This window comes from Flavobacterium sp. HNIBRBA15423 (assembly GCF_052655965.1).
The window spans coordinates 468,287-492,658 of sequence record NZ_CP199751.1 but is presented as its reverse complement, the minus strand read 5'-3'; the positions used below and the strand labels follow the sequence as shown (position 1 = coordinate 492,658).

Genomic DNA, 24,372 nt, shown 5'->3' with positions numbered 1-24,372 from the left:
CATGAACAAAATAGTCATAGTAGCAGGAACAGGTTTTTTAGGAGCAGTTTTAATCAATTATTTCAAAACCAAATGTGAAGAAATCGTGATTTTAACGCGTGGAAAATCTGAAATTAGAAACAATATAAAATATGTGCATTGGGATGCAAAAACACTCACAGGTTGGGAAACCGAATTAGAAAACGCAACTGCATTAATCAATTTAGCAGGAAAATCTGTGGATTGCCGTTATACTGCCGAAAATAAAAAAGAGATTTATGCTTCAAGAATAGATAGTACTGCGATTCTTAATATTGCTGTTTTAAGTTGCAAAAAACCACCGAAACACTGGTTAAATTCTTCAACGGCTACTATTTACAGACATTCTGAAGACAAACAAATGACTGAATTAAATGGTGAAATAGGAAATGATTTTTCTATGAATATAGCCAAAACTTGGGAACAAACTTTTTTTGAAGTGCCTACAAAAGAAACTTTAAAAACGGCATTACGAACTTCAATCGTTTTGGGTAAAAAAGGTGGTGCTTTTATTCCATTAAAAAGGTTAACACAATTTGGTTTAGGTGGAAAACAAGGCAATGGCAAACAATTTATAAGTTGGATTCATGAATATGATTTTGCACGAGCTATCGAGTTCATTTTACAAGAAAAAATGACTGGTGTTGTTAATATTGTTTCTCCAAAACCTATACGAAACAACGATTTTATGAAGCAATTGAGAAAAGCAGTAAAAATGCCCATTGGTTTACCAACACCTACTCTCTTTTTGAAATTTGGAGCAAAAATAATTAGAACAGAAACTGAACTCGTTTTAAAAAGTAGAAATGTCATTCCTGAACGATTACATCAAGAAGGTTTTCAATTTGAATTTGATACATTAGAAAAAACATTTCAAAATTTAGTATAAATTATGACAACAATTCACCTCACTACTATAATAAACGCTCAAATTGAAACTGTTTTCAACAACTCTAGAAATATCGATTTACATCAACAATCGGCTAGTCAAACTCATGAAAAAGCAATAGCAGGGAGAATTACAGGATTAATTGAAAAAGGAGAAACTGTAACATGGAAAGGAAAACACTTTGGTTTTTATATTCAACATCAAAGTATTATTACAGAAATGGATTTCCCTACTTATTTTGTGGACAAACAATTGAAAGGTCATTTTAAATCATTTAAACACCAACATCTATTTGAAGAGAAAAATGGTACAACTATAATGCAAGATATTTTGCAATATGAAACACCTTTTGGATGGTTTGGAAAATTGTTTGATTATTTTTTTCTAAAAAAGCATTTGATTGCATTTCTACTGTATCGAAATGAAATCTTGAAAAATAAAAAATAAGAGAGGTATACAAAATTTGCAAACCTCTCTTCTATTTGATATAAATTTATTTTACCTAGTTCATTTCACTTACATCTGCAACTCTAGCAACGTTTGGCCCCATTTCTTTTGTTGTAGTTAATTTTATAAAATATGCATACGGTCCATTTGCAGGTTCTTCTGCTATATAAGCACAATTCCAACCTGTTCCCCAAGGTAATTTGGTATCCCATTCAGGTTTATGTTCATTATCCCAACTCCATGCCTTAGCATTATCTGTTGGCTTTTCTGGGAATCCACTTTTATAAACATATACTCTTCCTTGTTGTGCTCTAAATGGTGCATTAGTACTCCATTTTAAAAACAAATTCCCTTGTTTTTCATAAGCTTCTAACTGCCATGTGAAGGTTGATTTTTCCATGATATTTATTAATTTATTTGTTTCCTTACTCTTAAGGCTTTTCAGGTTTCGCCTCGTTTTTTAATGTGGTTTCAGAACTCCACTATGCCTTTTGTAATATTACAGTGTAAAAATACTTCTTAACTTTTGTGTTTTTTAGAGTATAAACATCTGATTTTCAAATACGTAAAAACACTCAAGCTCTAGGTAGAAATCCCTATTCAAATCAAAAAAGCACAGAAAAGTCTGTACAATAACAGAAGTATCTACAAAATAATTCTTTAGTAAGAAAAGATACTCCCATAGTAAAAATGGAACAGATAATGAAAAAATTGAGATAATCAATAAAATGGATATTTTAAAAAATAATCCATACTTTTCTTATAAATAAAAAGCACTATTAAACCAGCTTATAAATAAATTTATTAAGCAAAAGGATAAATGATTTCAACAGCTACAAGCTGACAAGAAGAACTTGTAATATCATTGTTATTTGGTGGTAAATATCCAGGAGGCTCTGGTTTAATTACAACCATGATGGTTTCATTTGTTTCATTTAAAAACCTATAAGAATAAGGGAATGTCATCGATGGTTTTCCTATTGGTTTACCTAAAAAATTAAATTTTGATTCTTTATTTTTTTCGAAATAATTTTTTACTTTTTTTACGTCACAGTTTGTAAATGTAATATATAACTCAAGAAACTGACTAAACACAATGGAATTTATAAATCCAAAATCTCCATCTTTGCCAAAATTAAAACTAGGTTTACTATTAAACACATAGCCAGTAATACCAGTAGGAGCTGGATATCCGTTTTTAATTGCCTCTTGTACTGGTTCAGAAAGCATCCAGCCAGTATTTGACATAATATCAAAAGGCCTAGGAGTACATTTCATTTGTGGATTAACAACTGGATTATTAACGATTGCTTCTACAAAATAAGATGTGCCAGAAAATGTTTCTTTAAATACACTAGTTATAATTCCATTTTCTAAAGTATTAGATAAAAATCTTAAAGGGGAAATCGTAACTTCTTGAGAATTTACAATTTTTATTTTTAAAAGATTTGAAGATAATTTAACTACTTTATTATTATTGCTATATAGAACAACAGGATTCATATTTAGTTGATTTACTATATTATCAGGATTAATAGGTTCAAACAATAATCCTGGAATTAGTTTACTAGATCCAGTTAAAGAAAGTCCTTTATTCTCCTTAGTAGGCCTTTGTAAATTACTGATTATACCCGCTAAGGTATGAATTGCATTAGCAATACAAGATGTTATTTGTCCTGCTGCTCCTGAAAGTTTATATACATTTATCATTAATTCCACCATCTCATTAATAACTGTTTTTGGAATTTGATTGTAAATATTTTTAAAATCATCGATATGCACATAAGGAAAAGAAGGATCTTCCTTTAATGTTTCAATATACTCATGATTAATCCATATTGTATTCAAAGTATCTGTAATTTGAATTAGTGCAATGTCTGTATTCGTTTCATTTAATTTACTAACGTTTTTTGGCTGAAATTGAGTAACCCAAGTATTCCATAAAGGAACCAGTTCTTTTATTGTGGCTGCTACACTAACATTTATCCTTTGTTGAGTTGCTTTGTCACTTGGAGATAATTGATACCTTAATTTTGTATAAACACTTAAATAACTATTTATAAATGAATCTAGTGTTAAACTTACTTGCTTCACCCCATATTGAGCTCCTTCTCCTAAAACTCTTTGGTTTAATAAATTATTATATAGACTAGCATTAACTGCTCCTTTATTGTCCATAAAATAAAATGAAGCTTGTGCACTAGATGTTCCTAATAAAAACTGTAATCTACTTGAATTTGGTAATTGCGAAATAATATTTGACATGTATTCTGCATAAATCTGATATTCTTCAAGGTTATCTGACGAAATATCATCAACAGTTCTATTATAGATATTTGATATAAAAGTTTCCATTTATGTTTATTTTAATTAATCATTTCTTTTTATTACAATTTCACTATATAATTAAGACTAATATTTAATAATAAGAGGATTACTAACCATAAATCCTGATTAATAATCCTCTCTTAAATTAATTTAACTCAATGAAATTAAGCAAAAGGGTATTCTACTCCTACAGCAACTAATTGAGATAATGATTGATTAATACTATCTGTTCCTGGAACATACCCTGGTGCTACAGGTTTTATTGTAACTTTAATTGAAGTAGTAGTTTCTTCACTATAAGAATAACTATAACTTGCAGATTGACTTACTCCTCCTAAACGAATACCTAAGAAATATACTCCAGTATCTGTATGCTCTTCAAAGTATTTTCTAACTTGTTTGCTGTCACATTTTTCAAAACTAATGCTAATTTCAAGAAATTGACTAAATACTAACGAATTAATAAATCCGAAATCCGCATTCTCATTAAAATTAAAGTTTGGTTCGCTATTAAACACATAACCTGTAATACCTGTTGGTGCTGGATATCCATTCTTAATTGCGTCTTTTACTGGAGAAGTTGACATCCAACCTTGTTTAGTCGAAATATTGTAAAGCATTGGACTACTACTCATAAGTGGACTAAGGGTTGCGTTATTAACAACTATATTTACTTTAAAATCTGAACCTGAATAGTCTCTTTCAAAAATACTTGTTTTAACTCCTCCACTTGCTCCAATAGAAAAGAACGATAAAATAGGAATCGATATTCCTCCACTAGCTGATGCTTGAACATTCAATGTAGTTTCACTTGATTTAGTAACTCTTCTTGAGAATTGAAAAACAGAAGAAGGAGGGAAAGTGCTAAGTTGCTCCACTAAAGCGTTTGGTCTAGCTGGTTCAAACACTAATCCTGGAATTGCTTTATCAGATCCTGTAATTGTCATTCCACCATTTCCACCATCTCCAGTCGTTGGTTTTTGTATATTATCTATAATACCAGCTAAAGTTTGTGTTGCATTAGCAATATCAGCAGTTATCGCTCCAGCTGCACCAGATTTATTGAATACTTCTATCATATAATCTCTCATTTGTTTAGAAACAGATACTGGTATTTTATTATAAATAACATTAAAATCGTTTAGATGAGTATAAGGAAAAGAAGAATCATTTTGAATAGTTTCTAAATATTCTGGATTAATCCAAACTGTATTTAGAGTATTAGTCATTTGAATCAAGGCTATATCTGTATTAGTTGCATTTAGCTTCTTAACATCTGTAGGTTGAATTGCATCATACCAAGCATTCCACAAAGGAATAAGTGCTCTTACTGTTGAAGCAACATCTGCATTAATCTTTTGTTGGGTAGCTTTATCATTTGGAGACAATTGATATCTTAATTTTGTATAAACACTAAGATAACTATTGGTAAATGCATCTTGTGCTAGTCCTACTTGATCCACTCCATTAACTTGCCCATCTCCTTCAATTCTTTGATTTAATAAATTATTATACAAAGTAGCGTTTACTGCACTTGTTGCATCATCTAAAAAATAAAAAGATGCTTGTGCGCTTGAAGTATTTGTTAATAATTTCAACTTACCTGGATTTGGAAGTTGCTTAATAATATTTGACATATATTCTGCATAAACATCATATTCTGCAGGTGTGCCAAGTGTTTTCAAAGTCGCATTTTCTTTTAAAATTTCTTGTAAAGTTTCCATGATTCTATTTATTTGTTTCCTTACTCTTAAGGCTTTTCAGGTTTCGCCTCGTTTTTTAATGTGGTTTCTGAACTCCACTATGCTTTTTGTAATATTACAGTGTAAAAATACTTCTTAATTTTTGCTCTTTTTAGAGTATAAACATCTGATTTTCAAATACGTAAAAACACTCAAGCTCTAGGTAGAAATACCTATTCTATAAATCAAAAAAAACAGAAACATTTGTACAATAACAGAAGTATCTAAAAATAATTCTTTAGTAAGAAAAGATACTCCCATAGTAAAGATGGAATAGATAATGAAAGAATTGAGGTAATCAATAAGTTGTTTTAAAAAAGGCTTTATATTCATTCAAAAAGCCACAAAGTTGTGGCTTTTTGAATGAATAAATTTAAGTTAAAGAAACAATTATCCTTGTAATTGTGGATTTAAAACTCCTGCAGTTACTGTATAAATTAAACCATTTGGACCTTCTTGAGCAAAACCGAAAATACCATACTCTCCTTCTTGATAAATCTGATTATCTCTCTCATTATAAGGTATTGCTGCCCATTTTTGAACATCTGATGCTTTAACTGTAATTGATGTTTTTGGATAGTTTGAATCTGACGGACATGAAATTTGTAATTCAAACGAAGTTTCTGAAATATCACTATCAGGTATTAGAAACCATGTTGGTGTTGGCCCTGAACCATTTTGTCCTGGAGGAGTTGTTAAATGAACCAGTTCATTAATAGGAAACGAACCTGTTCTTAAATTGCCTTTAGCAATTTTTGTTACTTCACAAAAAATTTTACTCCCGTCTGCAGCTCCATTCTCATTTTGACTTAGTGCTGATAATTGAAATACTTTACTTGTTGTCATGTTTTTGTATTTAGTTATTAAATTTAAATTCTATAATATTTAGTTGAATATTCATTTTTTATTTCTCTAATAAAGTTATTGCTTTATAACTGCTTTATTAGAGAAATAGTCATAAGTAGCTGATTTTTATCCATGAGAAAGGAAAACTTAAGCATGAGACTACTGTTTTAAAACAAAGCATTCTTTTATTTATATTAATCTACAATAGCAGTAAGAAGAGAAATTTGTAAGGTGTCTACAGTTGCCGGATTTAAGGAAACTAATACAGGTGAAAAACGATCAGAATAAGCAAAATTATAAGCATCCGATAGCTTTTGTAATGTAGCTGCATATTGATTATAGTTGGAAGGACTATTTTGTAAATTACTAAACAAAGAAGTATTGGGTATAGTAAACCAATCAGTACTAGTCATTGCTCCAACCATTGTTTTATTAATTACAGTTTCTGAACCAATCGCTCCAATGTTTAACCCAGCTAGTAAATCACCCGTAATCCAACCATAAACATCATTTGCTGGATTTTGTGAAGCTCCTCCATTAAGTGAAAAAGGAGCATTAGCACCATATATGCCACTTGGGTTTATAAGGTCACTTTTTTTATAAACCATAGTAGTCGTTCCAGAAACGCTTCCTACAGTTCCTGAAAGTGTTATATCTCCTGAAGTATCTATTGAAGCAGTTAAATTATATGTCTGAGCACTTTGTGGTCCAGATGTAGGAACGTTTGGACCAACACCGTTAAATTGACCCGCAATTGTTGCTATATTTCCATTTCCTAGTTCAGGAATCGTTTTCCCAACAGTAGTACTTGGTCCAAAATTTTGAATTAGAAAATTTAGATACGCTTCAAAAAGATTATAAGGAGTAACAGGAACTCCTCCAATTGGTGGATAAGATGATGGACCTATAATACGAGCGAATCCTGTACCAGGTTGATTAGGTTGTTGTGTGAAATTTCCTGGAACAAGTGCTGGCAAAGCATTTGCTAAACCAGATTGTGGTGTAGCTGTTAATGCATTTAATTGTGTGTAAATTTCGTAAGAAGTCATTCCTGTTTTAATACCGTTATCCGTTTGAACAATTGTTCCGTTTAGATAAGTTTCTAGTTGCATAGGAATGCTCCAATAATCGATACTTGTTAAATCGGCTACATCTGCTGGATTTCCGTTAAACGTTAGTTCCATTTTATCATAACGGAGGAAAAAATTTGCATCTGTAATATTTTGTGCAGGCTCATAACCCGTGTTCAAAACCGACCATGTTTGTCCATAAGAAATGTAAATTCTGCCACTAAAATTTTGAATGGAAACTCCATTACTCAATTCCTTTAAAGAATACCAATTTCCTTTACCTATTTCTTGATTTAATGGTTGTACTTCTAATTCTAATGGTTCTAGTGAATTTGGACTTGGATAGCTAATGCTAAATGGTGCTGTTTGACTACCTGACACAAAACCAATAGACACAAGTTTGTCTGATAATCCACTGTTGTTTTTAAAAATTACTTTTAATGTTGCCATACTATACTTTTTTGAAGTTTATAAATTGATTTTTATTTACTTCTATAAAGTTAGATTCAAAAGTAATTTAGAATTTAAAAAAAGGCATAAGATGGTTAATTAAGAGCACAAGAGTAGTGTATCGAAATAGGAATACCATTTTATAGCTATTAATACTAACTAAATAAAATGAGATTTAAGTAAAAAAGGAATTGGCAATTATTTTAATGTTCGTACTTTTTTTATGATATCCTTATATTTTTCACTCAATGTTATTTTGTGACCTCCAATTAAAATAATAAGATTATCGCTAGGAACAATTTCTGTTATTTTTTTAGTATTCACAATGTAATTTCTATGTGTTCTAGAAAAAATGGTTTCATCAAATAATTCCAAAATTTTAGTTAGTGAAATTAGAATAACAAACTTTTCTTTTTCTGTAATGATGTTACAATATTTTTCTTCAACTTCAATATAAATTATATCTGCAATGAGTACTTTTTTTAGTGATTTTCCTTTTTTTATGAATAGATATTCTTCACTAATGACGGTGTTTTCTTCATCGCTAAGAAAAACATCGTTCTGTGCATAGAATTTTTCAACAGCCAGTTCTAAAGCATACAAAAGTTCAAGTTCATTAAAAGGTTTCATTAAATAACTAAATGGTTTAGTCAGTTTTGCCCGTTCAAATATTTGTCTGTCTGTAGAACTTGTAAGAAAAACAAATGGTTTTGAAGCGTTAGGCACAACATTAATAGTTTCTGCAAAAGCAATACCATCTGGAGAACCGTTTAAGAAAATATCAATTATTACAATATCTACTTTATTATTATAAAATAATGTGAGAGCATCTTTATGATTTGTTGCTAAACCAACTATATTGTAATTATTTGCTTCTAATACTTTTATTAAAGCATCACTTTCTGAAGGAGAATCTTCAAGTATTAACACATTGATATTATCCATTTGGTTCCTTTTTAGACAAAGATACGATGATTTTTGTTCCTTTCCCTAACTTGCTTTTTATATCTAATTTTCCATTGTTTTTCTGTATCATTGATTTACAAAGTTGCATTCCTAATCCTGTGCCTATTGTTTTCTCGTTTTCTTTTTTAGACAATAAAGTAGTCTCTTTTAAAAGATTCTCACGTGTGTTTTCACTCATGCCTAAACCGTTATCTTCAATAATTAAATCGCAATAGTTTTCATCATTATTCTCTGAATAGATTTTTATAATGCCGTTTTCTTTGGAAAATTTAATTGCATTATCTAAAAAGTTTCTGAGTATTATTTTAAGTGATTCCTGATCGGCAAAGATGATGTCTTTCTTAGACACTGTATTTTCAAACTGAATCTTTTTTTCTAGCATTAAAGGTTGATAATTATAAGCCATTTGTTCAACAATAAAATACAAACGCATAGAAACTATTTCAAAATAGGACTGTTTGGTTTGTAATAATGCCCAATGTAATAAATTGTCTAATAGATTATAAGTACCGTTTGCAATAGCACTATTTTGATGCAGAAGAGCGTCTAGTTCTTCTAGGTTTTTAGTTTCAAGATTTTCTAACAACTTAGCATTACTCGTTTTCATAGCATTTACCGAAGAACGCAAATCATGACTTACAATGGAAAACAACTTATCTTTTGTAGCATTTAACTCATCAAGCGATTCCTTCTGAGCTAAGATTATTTTATTTGTTTTAATTTTTTCTCTATAAAAATAAATTGCTGTTCCAAGTAATAAAAGCAAAACAATAGCAGAATAGAACAAACCATTTCTCTCTGCTATTTTAATTTTATTTTCTGCTTGTAAAAGACTTACTTCTTTTTGTTTTTCTTTAACTGCAAATTGTTTTTCTAATTGGGCAACTTCCCATACTTTATTTTGATCGTTCAAAGAGTCTTTCCATTGCTCAAATTCTTTTCTATATACTAATGCTTTTGGAAAATTTTTGCGATTTTCTTCTACTACAGCCATATTGAGTGCTGTATTTTGTTTTAATTGGTGATTATTTATTTTTTTAGATAAATCATAAGCTTTCTCAAAGTAAGGAATGGCCAAATCATCTTTGTATTGCTCATAGTACAAAGTAGCTATGTCTCCATAAGAGCCTATTAAATCTAAAGTATCTTTTTGCTCTTCTTGAAGTTTTACACTTTCTAGTAAGTAAAATTCTGCTTTATCAAATTCTTCTAAGTGCAAATAACACAATCCCAAATTATGTTTTACAAAACTCTTTTTTATTCCTAAAAGCTGATTATCATTTAACTCTTCAATTTCTTTAAAATAATGAATTGCCTGTTTAAATTCTTTTTGTTCTAAAGTAATTTCTCCTAATTTAATTCTTACTTTATAATAAAAAATAAATTCTTTAGAAATTTTAGATAGTTCTTTTTGACTCTGATTAAATATCTTTTTCTCTTTTAAACTAAATCCTCTAAATAAATGACAGTAATTTTTAATTTCTTGATTTTGATTAGGCAAACTTAACTGCCTCATTGTATATACTAAAGTAGAATCCCAATTTTTCTCTAAAAAAAATAGCTGTGCCTTTTTAAAATTAGGCTCATCCATAAATTGACTACTCCTATTTTTAATTTCTTCTTCAAAAATAGTTGTATTCTCTATATTTTGAGAGAAAACAAATAAAAAATTAGCTAGAAAACTAAACAATAATAGTAATTTAAATGAATACTTCATAAGCGAAATTTATTCGCAATGTAGTTTAAATTCAAGATAAAAAAAAACAGAGATTATTGTTCTCTGTTCTTTTTTATCTTGAATTTTTCTATTTCTTTTAGGCAGATTTCACAGTTGTAACCGTTCCTCTAGAACCCACAGGGTCTTCGTCCCATAAAAAAGAAACAATCTCTTTTAAGTCTAAAATATTCGGATCTGGCATAACTGGTAAAGTTCCATTTGGAGTATATCCTTCAGGAGAATTAATTGCATTGAAAGTTAATTGAAAAACATTAAAAGCCGAACACGGTTCAGGTGCTATATCATAACATACATAAAAATTAGCATAAGGCATTTTATCGTTAGTATAACTAAAATCTTGAATAACACATAAATCATCTGAACTTATATCTGTGTTTTTACTAACAAAAACTACAATACTAATCTCCATTTCATTATTGTCATTTATTGCTACTTCTGCAATAGTAGGTAAAGGTTTGTTATGTCTAGGATTAGGGAAACTTATTTGAAAACCTAAGTTATTTACCTTAACTTCTTTTATTTCAATACCCGCAGGTTTTACTGTTTTTTCACAAGAACCGTCTTGTTGGTTAGTTGCATTCATAATACTATTTTTTAATTCTTAAATTGTTTTTAAATGTAAGCAAATACATCTTGCTGTTAAAAAGATTAGGGAAGTTTTTTAATTCTCAACTCTTTCCAAATGTATTTTACACTCCTAAAACAAGCCATTTAGAAGTGATTATTCCTCCTGGATCACCACCTACATTTATGGTAACCACTCCTGCTGAAACAGTAAATGTAAATGTCATAGGTACGCATCCATTGTTTAACTGCATAACATTACCCGAAGTAGTTAAACTTGCATTTGTACTTGAGTTTAAAACAAATACATCATTAGTAGTACAATCTAAATAAATCGTTGCTACTGCACCTTTAGCACCAATACAATTTTCTTTTAAAGAAACCATTAACATAGCAGATGTATTACCTACTGGAAAACCCATTTGTTGACCAAAAGCTGTTGTAGCAAAGCTATAATATGGAGCACCCGCATTTACTGGTGTAGTCCAAGTAGCTAATCCATTAGCATCAGAAGTTAATACTTTTCCATCACCTTGTGTTCCATCAGTAATTTTTATAGTACCTGCTACATCTAGTTTTGCAGTTGGGTTATTGTTACCAATACCAATATTATTATTTAACCCCCAAACTTCTGGACCTGTACTTCCCAATTTTAAAGCTGCACGATCTGAATTTTGAACACCATAAACTCCTAAAACATTTGGCACATCAACATCACTTAAATAAGTATCATCACCTATTTGAAGGTTTTTTCCTCCAGCGGTATAAATGTCTGCTAACTGTAATTGAGCAGTTGGTGAAGTTGTATGAAGTCCTATACTTGTACCATTATTATAAAAATTGGTGTTATTTGTAACCCAAGTTGTTCCATTCCAAAATGGTGTAACACCAGCAGCTGAACCATCATTTAGTCCTCCAGCAGCACTTCCTGCATACATTGCATAAGGTACACTTAACAATTGGCTTGTACCTGAAATTGTATAAGATGTACCACCAGTAATATCTGTTTCTGACTTGATATAATAGTCTCCTGTAGACCAATTTATAGTTGAAAGATTACCAGAAACTACTGATCCAGACCCAATTTCAATACTAACCAATCCGTTAGCGTTTGTTGTTGGTGTTTGTGTTTCAACATACACTGCTGTTCCTGATGCAGAACCTTGTAAAATTGATATTTCCATTCCAATTGATGTAGAAACAACTAAATTTCCACTAGCGTCTCTTATGACTGCTTGGTAACTCATTTTTTGTGGAACTTGTGCCAAAGCAATGGTGCAAATAAATAGAAATGTAATTAAAGTAAATATTTTTTTCATGAGAATTATTTTTTAATGATTTTAAATGTTTTGATGATGGTATTGTTTTGAGTTACATTAAGAATGTAAATGGCTTTTTGATATTCAGTCATAGGAATGGCTGTACTTTGATTGGAAATTGTACTACTTTTGATTAATCGTCCGTTGAAATCAATAAGTTGATAGGACATGCCTGAAAATTCGCTTTCTTCAATAGATAAATTTAACACATCGGTTGTTGGATTTGGGTATGCCAACATTTTTAATTTAATTGAAAATAATTCGGTACCTAATACCTCTTGAATTTCGAAAGGTTGCTGCACACCTTGTGCTACTGAACCATTTGTACCCGTACTAGTGGTGTAAAATGGCTGACCAATTGTGTAGGCTACACTACCTTGCGTAGCAGAAGCATCTCCTCCTGAACTGACGGTACCATTTTGAGCTTTCATTCCAAAAATACCCAAGCCAAATAGCATTGCTACATAATACTTTGTCTTTTTGTTTTTCATAATTTTACTTTTTATTGATTAAACATACATTTGTATTTAAAAAAAGAAAAGTTTCAAAAGGCTTACCCCTTAGTAAAAGCTAAGTCTTACAAATGAAACTAATCTTATTAAAAAAACAAATCGAATTAATCTTGATTCTAGCAGTAATTAATTCTATTCAAATGTATTCTAGAAATGAAAATGAAAAATAGAAAATGGCATAAGACTGTCTTTTTTTGGAACGAGATAAACCATTAAAATCATAAAAAAAATGTTTTCATAATAACTATGAAAACATCTTTTAAATAACTTATAAAATCGAATTGAGAAAAAACTCAAAAATTGCTTTTTACTTACTCATTATAAAACATACCTCTTACTTAAACGCAATAAAAAAACCGTAATTCAGTAAATCACGGTTTTCTATATTAAATGAGGTTTATATTAGTATTCATACTCATAATCAACAATTGTTTTTAATTTTCCTGTATGTTCTATATGTGTCTTAGGATAATTTAAATCATTATAGGTGTACACATATTTATATTCTTTTTTGGAAGGTGTTGTTGATGTAAATTTTAAAAAATTATGATAAGAAATGCTTTCTAATGGAAATTCTTTTTCATGTGGTGCTATCAAAGTAACAATTGTTTTATAATTCTTACCAAAAACATTTTTTACTACTAATCTCATAGCAGATTCTTTATCGTCGTAATCGTAATTATCTGTCGATTTATCTCCAAATACTCCTTTGTAAGCAATTAAATCTCCTTCAATATAATCTATTCTTTTATTACTAATGACTTTTTGATTAATATCTCGCTCTGATTCATTAATAATTCTACCGTTTTCCAAAGTATAATCTATCCATTGCACAAATTTAAGTGTACTATTACTTTTTTTAGTTATGGCTCTAATTTTGCTTCCCTCATAATTGTAAGTAATTGTTTTGGTAACACTTTTACCTCCATCTACATATTCATTAATATATTTTATCAAATTACTTCTCTCATCATAGAAATAAGAAGCCACTTCTTTCCAATCACTCATTTCGTTTTCACGAACGGTTCTATCTAAATTTCCTTCTTTATTATAAAAAAAAGATTGAATGATATCTGAAGTTTTAATGGTAGCTAATTTACCATTTTGAAAAGAATATGTTTTAGTAATAACTTCTCCAGTACTAGTATTAGTTTCTGTACTTTTAATTTGTTTTAACTTTACTGATACTTCTGTTTCTTGGGCTTGTGTAAATAATGCTAGCACAAACCCTAATAGGGTAAGTAATCGTTTTTTCATAGGTGTATTTTGTTAGATTTGGGATTGCTAAAATACAAAATCGTTTTTTATAAAAAAACTTTTATAACATCATTCTCAAAAACAGCTTTTTTAAAAAATTGATTTACAACAAAATATGATTGAAACATTTATTTAGATTACATAATATAGGTACAATAATATAGAAGCTATTTGCAAGAACCTTTTTTCTATTGGATAAATTGTAATTCCTGTGTTTTCTTCTCCTTTGATTAGCTCTCCTGCATCAGACCATTGTATTAATTCTCCAGAGGAGCTTGTAAATTCTCCATTTTTATAAACTCTAATTACTGCTTTTCCTTCATTGTCAAGAAATAGCGTCTCATCTTCTCCTAATTTTAAAATTGTTCTTCCTTTTTTATCAGAAATTATTCCGTTTTTTTCCACACAACCTACTTTATCACCATTTTTAGTTATAGTTCCTTTTTCATCAATTTTAATTATAGATTGACCGTTAGCATCGGTAATTTTAAATTTAGAAAAGTCTAATTTTTCAGGTTCTGCTTCACAAGCTAACACAGTTATAAATACTACTAATAAACATTTAATCTTTCTCATTTTACTTTATTTTAGTTATTATATTGTCTTAGCTCTTTTCTGAAATAAAATTTCATTTCTATGCTATCCTTATTCAAAAAGTGTATTTTGAAATACAACTACAAAAGCATTTCTTAAATTACTTTCATTAAATACTCAAATGTAAAAACAACAATATGGAGGCTGTTTGAAAGGAATTTTTGTCTGCTGGAAAGATTCTTAATCCTGTTGTCTCATCCCCTTTCATTAATTCTCCACTTTCTGACCATTGTATTATTTCTCCAGAACCTTTATCTACCGTACCTTCTTTATCAATTTTAATTACGGTATTTCCTTCTCCATCAATAATTTGATTATCCTCTATTACTTCTGCTAAGACGGTGCCGTTTTTTGTTATTATTGTTCCTTCTTTATCTATGATTCCAATTAAATTATCGCTTATAAAAATAGAACCATTATCTTCCACTTTTATCTCTGTCAATCCTCTAGCGTTACTGATTATAAATTTTGAAAAGGTCAATTTTTCTTTCTTAGTGGCACAAGAAATTAGCAGTAGAAAAAGCAACATAAAACGAGTAATATTCTTCATACCTCTTTAAATTAATGATTTATTGTTTTTTTTAAACAAGTTAATTTCTTGTATATAAAATACTTAAAAAAAATATCTTCTTTAAAAATAAGAAATTTAATAGAACCAGTCAATACGTATTTATACGTATTTTTGGGCTTTTTCCTACGTAGAAATACGTACTTATTCTTACAAAAAGGCAGTTTTTGTTAAAAAAGGTATATTTTCTTCCTATTTTTTTATGCGATTAATTAGTACAAAAAATGGTGAAAATTAGTTTTAAAATCAGTAAAGTGAATTTTATACGAATAGATGAGAATTTAAAGTTAAATAACTTTATAAAAATGAATGTTCAATTTTGTTTTCATACTATTTGCTCCCAGTATCCTAACCTTTGATTAACCTTTGATTGGGAGTAATAAGCAAGTAAGGATGAAGTAAACCCCCATTATTTTTCATTAAAAACCACCTTCAAAAACCTTAACAAAAATTACAGTTTTTCTACCTCAAAAGTTAAAGTCAAAATAAAACTATTTTTAACTACCTAACCTACATATTTTTGCTGCAGAAAAAAATAAAAGTCTTTTAACCAACCTTTTCGTGTTTTTTACCCTCTAATAGTATAAAAAGAGGCAAACTACGTAAAAATACGTAGTAAAAAAGGGCAAAAATACGTATAAATACGTATTGACTGGTATAGGAAGAATGACCTAGTTTTGTTCTCGAGTAAAAATTATATGCTATTCTTATGATAAAAAACACCCACTTATGTTTGGTTGCATTCCTATTTGCGACCAGTTTAGCCTATTCCCAAGACATCCTTTGGGAGAAATCCTACGGAGGTAAACATGCCGAATTTTTATACGATGCCATTGCCACACCAGACTATGGATTTATTCTAGCAGGAAGTTCGATTTCAGGAAAAAACGGTAATAAAGAAGACAACAACAAAGGAGACCTAGATTATTGGCTTTGGAAAATGGACGAAAAAGGCAATCTCGATTGGCAAAAAAGCTTTGGAGGCAATAAAGTAGATTTACTACAAAGCATTGCCATTACTCAAGATGGTGGTTTTATCCTAGGAGGCACTTCCACTTCAGACAAAGGAATCGACAAAAAAGAAGACTCCAAAGGACAAGAAGACTTCTGGGTGATTAAACTCAACGCAAAAGGACAAGAAATCTGGCAAAAAACCATAGGAGGCAGTAGCATGGAAAAACTACTAAGCATAGCACCAACAAAAGATGGTGGCTATATTTTAGGAGGCACTTCTAGTTCAGATGCTTCAGAAGATATTGAAAAAGACAAATACTCCAAAAATGAAGATTCCAGAGGAAACTTAGATTATTGGGTAGTAAAATTAAAGTCAGATGGCACGATGCAATGGCAAAAAACCATTGGAGGTCAATACCAAGACGAATTAAAAAGCATCCATCAAACTACAGATGGTGGGTATATCTTAGGAGGGTATTCCAATTCTCCTATTTCAGGAGACAAAACAGAAGCCAACTACGGATTAGGCGATTACTGGATTGTAAAACTAAACGAAGAGGGTGTTATTGAATGGCAACGCACATTAGGTGGTGATAAGGATGACAACTTATTTGCGCTTTCTCAAACGAAAGACGGTGGCTTTATAGTGGGCGGAAATTCCAATTCAGGAGCTACGAATTCCAAATCAAAATCCAACAAAGAAGGCACTGATTTTTGGGTACTAAAACTCGATAAAAACGGAAACATCGATTGGCAAGAAACCTATAATTATGGTAAGATTGACGTCTTAACTTCGATAGTAGAAAACCCTGATGGTAGTTATTTAATAGGTGGTTATGCACAGAGTGAGGCACAAGTGAAAAGTCAAAAGTCAAAAGTGAAAAGTTTGCAATCAGATAAAGAAGGTATTAACGACTACATTGCTTTAAAAATCAATGCTAAAGGAGAAGAAATCTGGACGCAAAGCGTAGGCAGTAAAGGCGATGAAGTACTAAAAAAATTACTAGAAACCAGAGATGGCGGATACTTATTAGCAGGAACTTCAAACGGAAACGCCTCAAGAGACAAGAATTCCACAAAAGGAGGTACCGATTTTTGGGTAGTAAAACTACGTGACAAAGAAAAAGAAGAAAAGCTAAAAATCACAGTAGAAGCCATGCCCAATCCTGCCATTAGTTTTACCAATGTCATTGTAAATTTTGACTACCAAAATGGCACGGCAACCCTGTATGATTTAAACGGAAGAAGCCTACAAACCCAAACCTTAAAAGGAGAACACACCATTCCTATGGAAGTAAGCCGCCTACCACAAGGCATTTATCTAATCGAGATAAAAACCAATACTGAAACAGGAAGTGTAAAAGTGATTAAAAAATAAGATAGAACATCATGAAATATATAAACAAGATTAAAACAATTGGACTACTCCTTTTATGTAGTTTTTCGGTTTTTGGACAAGAGTTACCACAAGTAGTGCCGCCTACACCAGAAGCAAGTCAGATAGCTAAATTTGTAGACATGCCCGTTTCATTGTATAATGGAACACCAAATATAAACATTCCGATATATACCATTAATTCAACAGGAATTCAAGTACCTATTTCTTTATCCTATCATGCTAAAGGAATTCAGGTTTCAGAAATTGCATCTCGAGTTGGACTAGGATGGACCTTAAATGCAGGTGGAGCTATTACCCGACAAATTAGAGGCATGGCAGATGAATCTAATAATGGGTATATTCATGAAGATTATATTCAAGATTTCACTACAAATTCTATTAAAAGACAGTCCCTACATACAGACGATACAAATAATCAATTAGACTATTACCCCGATTTGTTTCTGTTTAATTTTATGGGCTATTCTGGAAAATTTGTATTTGACCACACCACAGGAGAACCTGTTTTACAAAGCTTTTCGGATATTAAAATCGAAAGATTTAATGGAAATACTGGGCATTTTGACAGTTTCATTATAACCACACCCGATGGGACTAAATATTATTTTGGACAAAATGACCATCATGATTACAGTACTACTCATAGTTATAAATACACCAATAATTCTACTGGACAAGAAGATTTAGGAAGTTCACCTTACAGTTTTCCTACCACTTGGCATTTAACTAGAATTGAAACTATCGCAAATAATAATGTCTATTTTGGTTACGAATTAGATGATATAGTTCATTATGAAGTTTCAGAAATTAACAATCAAGGGAATACGAAATACATGAGCTACGTAAAAAATACTAGCTATCAAAAACAAATTAAAGAGATTAGTTTTAAGGAAGGAAAAGTTATTTTTAATGCCTCACAAGAAGACAGATTAGATTTGTTTGGGGGAAAATATTTAGATAATATAGAGATTCAAGATAATCTTGACAGTATTATAAAAAAGTTTAAATTAAACCATTATTACACAACCAGTACAGATGATAATTTACAAACCGTATATGATTTTTTAAAGATTGAACCACAAGCTAATCTATCTAAAAAAAGATTGTTCTTGTCCTCTATTGATCAAATTAATTTAATTGATAATTCAGAGCTGACCACTTCCTTTGAATACAACCCTATTGTTTTACCCAACCGGTTTTCCAATGCAAAAGACAATTGGGGATATTATAATGGAAAACCAAACCATTTTTTAAATGTTTTCTTTAATACCGATAGAACAGTAGACATAGTGCAATCGGAAGCAGGCATGTTGAAAAAAATAAATCATCCTACTGGAGGATATACAGCATTTGAATATGAACATAATAAAGTGATTCCGCCCACTTATTTTAAAAATATGCTGATTCCTTTTAACAACCCTACAACTACAAAAACAGTTGGGTTGCTTAAGGATTATAATCAATACGATTCGGCTACTAATAGTTATTATAAAACGTTTGAAGTTAAGTACAAAAGAACAGCATTGGATTTTAATGTGTTATTTGATTACACCAATTGCCAAATGAATGGTCCTGATCAACCTGGATGTAAGTATAGTATATATATTACTACTGAAAACGGAGGAATAATCTATCAACTAGTTTTAGGAGCAAATAATGGTTTGGTTTTATATCCCGGAATCTATAAGATTAAAGTTACTCCAAGAGGAACACATCATCCAAATGAATTTATAGAAGATGAAGAATTTGCCATAAATGGAAATTGGGAAGAACAAGAAATACCTGACGATCAAGAATTACTAGTAGCAGGTAAAAGAATTAAAAAGATTACAAAAGGAGACATAAATGGTGTGCTACTTGAAAAAGAGTTTTTATACACAGATGAAAACGGATTGTGTAGTGGGAGAACATTTTCACTACCTGCTTTTTATGACATAATCACCACCGTAGGAACAGCTAACTTTGTAGGACGCCAAGTTTCTGGAGCTACAGGTCCTATATCTGAATTTGCAGGTAACAATTTAGGCTATTCGATGGTTACAGAAATTCAAAAAGGAAATGGAAACAATGGAAAAATAGTAAATACCTTTACTAATTATGAAAACGGAGGAGAATATTATAAATTTCCATATCATTTACCCATAGACTATGAATGGGGAAGAGGATTACCTAGAGAAGTAAAATATTATAAATATACCAATGGTACTTATAGTTTAGTAAAAAAAACAATTAATAAATATGCTTTTTATAAATACGATTGTGCAGCAGGTCCAGACCCTGATTGTGTTAGTAATGCACCATTGGATCCCGATTTACCACCAAGTGGAGTTTATCCAGATTATTTTGTTTCTCCACATAGATATATTGTTCCATCTTATAAATTTGGAGGCTATTGGAATGGTTTAACAGCTCCTTGTAAAATTACTTCTCCAAATTGTTATCGAACTACTTATTTTATTGGAGGAAGGTTTAATCTTTCCGAAACTGAAGAATTTAATTATGTTCCATCAGGATCAGTTTATTCAAAAGCTACTTATAATTATGATAGCAATTTGCATTATCAAAAAACATCTGAGACTTCAACAAATTCTCTAGGAGAAACTTTAGAAACCAAATATTTCTACCCACAAGATTCACAAATGAGTACCAAACCTGTAGTAAACCCTTTAATAAGCAGTAATATGGTAGGTATTCCTTTGGTGGTTGAATCTTATAATGGAACGGAAAAATTATCAGAAGTAGAGACTGTTTATAGGGATTGGACTAACGGTTTATTGGCTCCAGAAATTATAAAAACGGCAAAAGGAAACAATGCATTAGAAACACGAGTGAAGTATAATGTACTGGATAATTCCAATGGTAACCCACTAGAAGTACAACAAGAATCAGGCATTCCTATCACTTATATTTGGGGATACAATAAAACCCAACCTATTGCCAAAATAGAAAATGCCACTTATGCAGAGGTACAGCAATATGAAGCAAATCTACAAACCCTTTCCAATGGAACCGATGAAGCTAGCTTGATAACTGCTTTAAATAATTTAAGAACCGCCTTACCAAACGCAATGGTAACCACTTATACCTACAAACCATTAGTAGGAATCAGCACCATTACCGACCCAAAAGGAAACAAAATAACCTATCATTACGATTTGTTCAATCGTTTGGAATTTGTAAAAGACCAAGATGGGAATATTTTGAGTGAGAACAACTATCATTATAAAAACTAAGGCAAGATGAAGAAAATATTATACATACTAACACTTATACCAGTTCTTGCTTTAGGACAAAGTTTAGATCAAAACTGGGTGCAAACCACAATTTATAAACAACCAACTACTACACCTATTACTAACCCAGATGTGACGGTTGCCAATGTACAAATCACCTACTTTGATGGACTAGGACGTCCCATCCAACAAGTAGCACACAAACAATCCAATTCAGGGAAAGACATTGTAACGCATATTGAATATGATACCTTTGGCAGACAAACCAAAGAGTACTTACCTTATGTGAATCAAACTCCTTCCTTAGATTATACCAATCCTGCGACAGTAGTTACCGATTTAACTAGTTTTTACAGTTCCTATAACGGAGGTACAACCCATCCTTATAGTGAAAAAGAACTAGAAGCCTCACCACTAAACCGAGTATTCAAGCAAGCAGCACCAGGAGATGCATGGGCAATGGGAAGTGGAAAAGAAATAAAGTTCGACTACCAATTTAATGAAACTAGCGATGCAGTAAAACTTTTTACAGCAACAGCTTCATGGGATGGAAATGCAAATAATAAAATTTACAATTCGGTTATTAATGATTTAGGGACTTATGCGGAAACCCAATTATACAAAACCATTACCAAAGACGAAAACTGGACCTCAGGAGTAAACAACACCACCGAAGAATTCAAAGACAAAGAAGGACAAGTCGTTTTAAAAAGAACCTACAACAATGGTGATAAACACGACACCTATTATGTCTATGACCAATTTGGAAATCTAACCTACGTTTTACCACCAGCAGCAGAAGGAATTGGAACACAAACTACTCTTGATAATTTAGGTTACCAATACAAATATGATTACAGAAGTCGCTTAGTAGAAAAGAAACTACCAGGCAAACAATGGGAATTTATCATTTATGACAAACTAGATAGACCAGTAGCCACAGGACCAGCTTTTTCTCCTTATGGAGGAAGTGATATAGGCTGGATGATAACCGAATATGACGTCTTTGGAAGAGTAACCCAAACCGGATGGAAACAAATGACAGTAACAGCAACAACCAGAACAACTAATCAAAACAGCGTTACTGCTGGAAGCAATCCATTTGTTTTAAGTGCCAATGATATTCTGACCAAAAACTATTATGATAATTATACTTATCCAAATGCTCCACAAGTTCCAGCACAAATTGAAGGACAAAATACAACAACCAGTCTAAAAGGATTACCAACTGGAACATGGACAAAAGTATTAGATATAAACAATCCAAACGCTTCTGAATTATCATATACCATTTATGATGAAAGATACAGACCCATTCGAAGTTATACTAGCAACCATTTAGGAGGCTTTACCCAAGTAGACAGCAAACTAGACTGGGCTGGTAAAACAGAATATACGGTTACAACTCATAAGTACGATACTAACGGTACAGTAGTTACCATAACCGATATCTTTGAATACACCGACCAAGACCGTTTAAGCCTGCACAAACAACAAATTGGCAGTGGAAGCGAACAATTAATTGCCAAAAATACTTATGACGAACTAGGACAATTAATAAGTAAAAACGTAGGAGGTCAAGATGCAATAGGAGCTTCTGGTTTACAAACTGTAGATTACAATTACAACATAAGAGGTTGGTTAAAAAACATAAACGATGTTGGAAACATAGGAAATGATTTGTTTTCGTTTAAAATTAATTATGATGATTATCAATCGCTAGGAACGAATGATCTTCAGCCAGAGGCACTTTATAATGGAAATATCTCGGCTACCTATTGGAAAACTAAATACGGTTCGCTTAAAAAATACAACTATGAGTATGACAATTTAAATAGGTTAACCGAAGCGGTATATTTAAAACCAGAACTTTCCATAAATGACATAAACGCTTATAATGAAACCTTGTCTTATGATAAAAACGGCAATATTCAAACATTAAATAGAAATGGAGGCATCAATGCAGGACTTCCAAATCCCATTGATGATTTAGCCTATACTTATGATACCAATAATAAAAATTTATTAGTGAAGGTAGCGGATGCCTCGACTTCACCACAAGGGTTTAAAAACGGAAGCAATACAGGTAATGATTATGTTTATGATGCCAACGGAAATATGACCATTGATAACAATAAGGGAATTAGAAAAATCGTTTATAACCATTTAAATTTACCTACAGAAATTACTTTTGCAGGTACTGATAAAATTTCCTACATTTACAATGCAACAGGTCAAAAAGTAATAAAAATAGTGACAGAAAACAGTGTCTTAGCAAAAACTCATTATTTAGCTGGAGGATTTCAGTATAAAAACAATGTGCTACAGTTTTTTCCACAAGCAGAAGGCTATGTAAAAAAGGAAGCTAACAGTTACAAATATGTCTTTAATTACACAGACCATTTAGGAAATATCAGATTAAGCTATACCGATATGGACAACAATGGCACCATAGACATTGACGAAATAGTTGAGGAAAATGAATATTATCCTTTTGGGTTGAAACATGAAAGCCATATTTCTTCTAATGCGTACCAGATGAAGTACAATGGGAAAGAATTACAAACGGAGCTTGGACTTAACATGTATGACATGGATTTTAGAGACTACGATCCAGCAATAGCTCGTTGGGTAGCGCAAGATCCTGTAGTGCATTTTAGAATGTCTCCGTATAATGCATTTGATAACAATCCCGTATATTGGGCTGATCCTAGTGGTGGTGATTCTGAAATGCCTAGTTGGATGCAAGACATTTGGAATAGCTCAGGAAGTGGTACAACAACTTGGAATAATAATGGTAATGGTGGTTTTTCAGTAGCATGTCCCGATTGCCCAGGAGGTAGTCATTCAAATGGAACAGAATGGATTGGGTCAGATGGAGGTACATATGTCTATGATGATCTTTATGGAGGTTGGAGTAGTGGCCCTCAAATAACAGTTAGTTCAAAACCTAAAAAAGCAAATGCTAATTTAGCAGCTTCTGCTCTTGTACTAGGAGGAACACAAACTTCTGCTACACCATCTATATATGTAAATCCATATGCAGCTGCAATTGCAACAGGATTATCAATTGGATTAGGTGCTAGATATTTATATGATTCAATTGACGATGCGTTAACTGATGACTATATTGAGACAGATGATGGAGTTCCATCTATAACACTTTTTAGAGGTGTTTATTTTGGTCATCCAGATTATGCAAATGCATTAAACGGTATTGCAACTCCTATTGGAGGTCATGATGATCCTTTTTTACATAACTGGGGTGATAATGAAAGTATTTTTACAAGTTGGAGTGTTAATATCGCAGTCGCTAAAACACATGCATCTAAAGCAATGGTTTCTAATGGTGTAATTTTAATGAAACGATTTAAAGTTTATGAAATAGTACCTTCTCCCGATAAAATGAAAGAAGGAGAATTTCTAGTGCCAGGAGTAGTTAATGGAGCTAAAGTTATAAAACAATAGCTTATAAAAT

Annotated in this window: 18 protein-coding genes; 5 read left to right on the top strand and 13 right to left on the bottom strand. The window is 31.3% G+C overall.

Annotated features, from left to right (window positions below):
• Position 1: 1 nt before the first annotated feature.
• Both ACULEV_RS02055 and ACULEV_RS02050 read left to right on the top strand, forming a co-directional pair.
• Positions 2 to 907 carry a TIGR01777 family oxidoreductase gene (locus ACULEV_RS02055; protein ID WP_445457026.1) on the top strand — a complete coding sequence of 302 codons (906 nt, stop codon included), beginning with the start codon at positions 2 to 4 and terminating at the stop codon, positions 905 to 907.
• 3 nt (positions 908 to 910) lie between these two features.
• On the top strand, positions 911 to 1,354 hold the full coding sequence (locus ACULEV_RS02050) for an SRPBCC family protein (RefSeq protein WP_445457025.1): 444 nt from the start codon (positions 911 to 913) through the stop codon (positions 1,352 to 1,354).
• A 55-nt stretch (positions 1,355 to 1,409) separates the two neighbouring features.
• Here the strand turns inward: ACULEV_RS02050 and ACULEV_RS02045 are convergent, their stop codons facing one another.
• From ACULEV_RS02045 to ACULEV_RS01985, 13 genes are all read right to left on the bottom strand, one after another.
• Positions 1,410 to 1,754 carry a hypothetical protein gene (locus ACULEV_RS02045; RefSeq protein ID WP_445457024.1) on the bottom strand — a complete coding sequence of 115 codons (345 nt, stop codon included), beginning with the start codon at positions 1,752 to 1,754 and terminating at the stop codon, positions 1,410 to 1,412.
• 404 nt (positions 1,755 to 2,158) lie between these two features.
• Positions 2,159 to 3,709 (bottom strand): hypothetical protein, encoded by a 1,551-nt coding sequence (locus tag ACULEV_RS02040; RefSeq protein WP_445457023.1) that lies wholly within the window; start codon positions 3,707 to 3,709, stop codon positions 2,159 to 2,161.
• 137 nt (positions 3,710 to 3,846) lie between these two features.
• Complete coding sequence (locus ACULEV_RS02035) at positions 3,847 to 5,406, bottom strand: hypothetical protein (protein ID WP_445457022.1); 1,560 nt, start codon at positions 5,404 to 5,406, stop codon at positions 3,847 to 3,849.
• A gap of 408 nt (positions 5,407 to 5,814) precedes the next feature.
• Positions 5,815 to 6,270 carry a hypothetical protein gene (locus ACULEV_RS02030; RefSeq protein WP_445457021.1) on the bottom strand — a complete coding sequence of 152 codons (456 nt, stop codon included), beginning with the start codon at positions 6,268 to 6,270 and terminating at the stop codon, positions 5,815 to 5,817.
• 194 nt (positions 6,271 to 6,464) lie between these two features.
• Positions 6,465 to 7,790, bottom strand: coding sequence for a beta-1,3-glucanase family protein (locus ACULEV_RS02025; protein WP_445457020.1), 1,326 nt, complete (start codon positions 7,788 to 7,790; stop codon positions 6,465 to 6,467).
• Between the two features lie 198 nt (positions 7,791 to 7,988).
• The gene (locus ACULEV_RS02020) at positions 7,989 to 8,735 is read right to left on the bottom strand and encodes a LytR/AlgR family response regulator transcription factor (RefSeq protein ID WP_445457019.1); all 747 of its coding nucleotides are present in this window, start codon (positions 8,733 to 8,735) and stop codon (positions 7,989 to 7,991) included.
• Positions 8,728 to 10,473: an ATP-binding protein gene (locus ACULEV_RS02015; RefSeq protein WP_445457018.1), complete on the bottom strand. Its 1,746-nt coding sequence runs from the start codon at positions 10,471 to 10,473 to the stop codon at positions 8,728 to 8,730. The genes ACULEV_RS02020 and ACULEV_RS02015 overlap by 8 nt, the downstream gene beginning before the upstream one ends.
• Before the next feature lie 97 nt (positions 10,474 to 10,570).
• Complete coding sequence (locus ACULEV_RS02010; RefSeq protein ID WP_445457017.1) at positions 10,571 to 11,077, bottom strand: hypothetical protein; 507 nt, start codon at positions 11,075 to 11,077, stop codon at positions 10,571 to 10,573.
• A gap of 106 nt (positions 11,078 to 11,183) precedes the next feature.
• Positions 11,184 to 12,377 carry a hypothetical protein gene (locus ACULEV_RS02005; RefSeq protein WP_445457016.1) on the bottom strand — a complete coding sequence of 398 codons (1,194 nt, stop codon included), beginning with the start codon at positions 12,375 to 12,377 and terminating at the stop codon, positions 11,184 to 11,186.
• Positions 12,378 to 12,382: 5 nt separating this feature from the next.
• Positions 12,383 to 12,868, bottom strand: coding sequence for a T9SS type A sorting domain-containing protein (locus ACULEV_RS02000; protein WP_445457015.1), 486 nt, complete (start codon positions 12,866 to 12,868; stop codon positions 12,383 to 12,385).
• Between the two features lie 423 nt (positions 12,869 to 13,291).
• Entirely contained in the window at positions 13,292 to 14,146 is an 855-nt protein-coding gene (locus ACULEV_RS01995) for a hypothetical protein (protein ID WP_445457014.1), read from the bottom strand.
• A 132-nt stretch (positions 14,147 to 14,278) separates the two neighbouring features.
• Positions 14,279 to 14,722, bottom strand: a complete 444-nt coding sequence (locus ACULEV_RS01990) for a hypothetical protein (RefSeq protein ID WP_445457013.1) — start codon at positions 14,720 to 14,722, stop codon at positions 14,279 to 14,281.
• 127 nt (positions 14,723 to 14,849) lie between these two features.
• Complete coding sequence (locus tag ACULEV_RS01985) at positions 14,850 to 15,290, bottom strand: hypothetical protein (RefSeq protein ID WP_445457012.1); 441 nt, start codon at positions 15,288 to 15,290, stop codon at positions 14,850 to 14,852.
• Positions 15,291 to 16,017: 727 nt separating this feature from the next.
• Between ACULEV_RS01985 and ACULEV_RS01980 the strand changes: the two genes are divergently transcribed.
• Genes ACULEV_RS01980 through ACULEV_RS01970 form a run of 3 tightly spaced genes read left to right on the top strand, consistent with a single transcriptional unit; the run spans position 16,018 to position 24,362 of the window.
• Positions 16,018 to 17,640 carry a T9SS type A sorting domain-containing protein gene (locus ACULEV_RS01980; RefSeq protein WP_445457011.1) on the top strand — a complete coding sequence of 541 codons (1,623 nt, stop codon included), beginning with the start codon at positions 16,018 to 16,020 and terminating at the stop codon, positions 17,638 to 17,640.
• Positions 17,641 to 17,651: 11 nt separating this feature from the next.
• Complete coding sequence (locus ACULEV_RS01975) at positions 17,652 to 20,894, top strand: hypothetical protein (protein ID WP_445457010.1); 3,243 nt, start codon at positions 17,652 to 17,654, stop codon at positions 20,892 to 20,894.
• A gap of 6 nt (positions 20,895 to 20,900) precedes the next feature.
• Positions 20,901 to 24,362, top strand: a complete 3,462-nt coding sequence (locus tag ACULEV_RS01970; RefSeq protein ID WP_445457009.1) for a DUF6443 domain-containing protein — start codon at positions 20,901 to 20,903, stop codon at positions 24,360 to 24,362.
• The last annotated feature ends 10 nt before the right edge of the window (positions 24,363 to 24,372 follow it).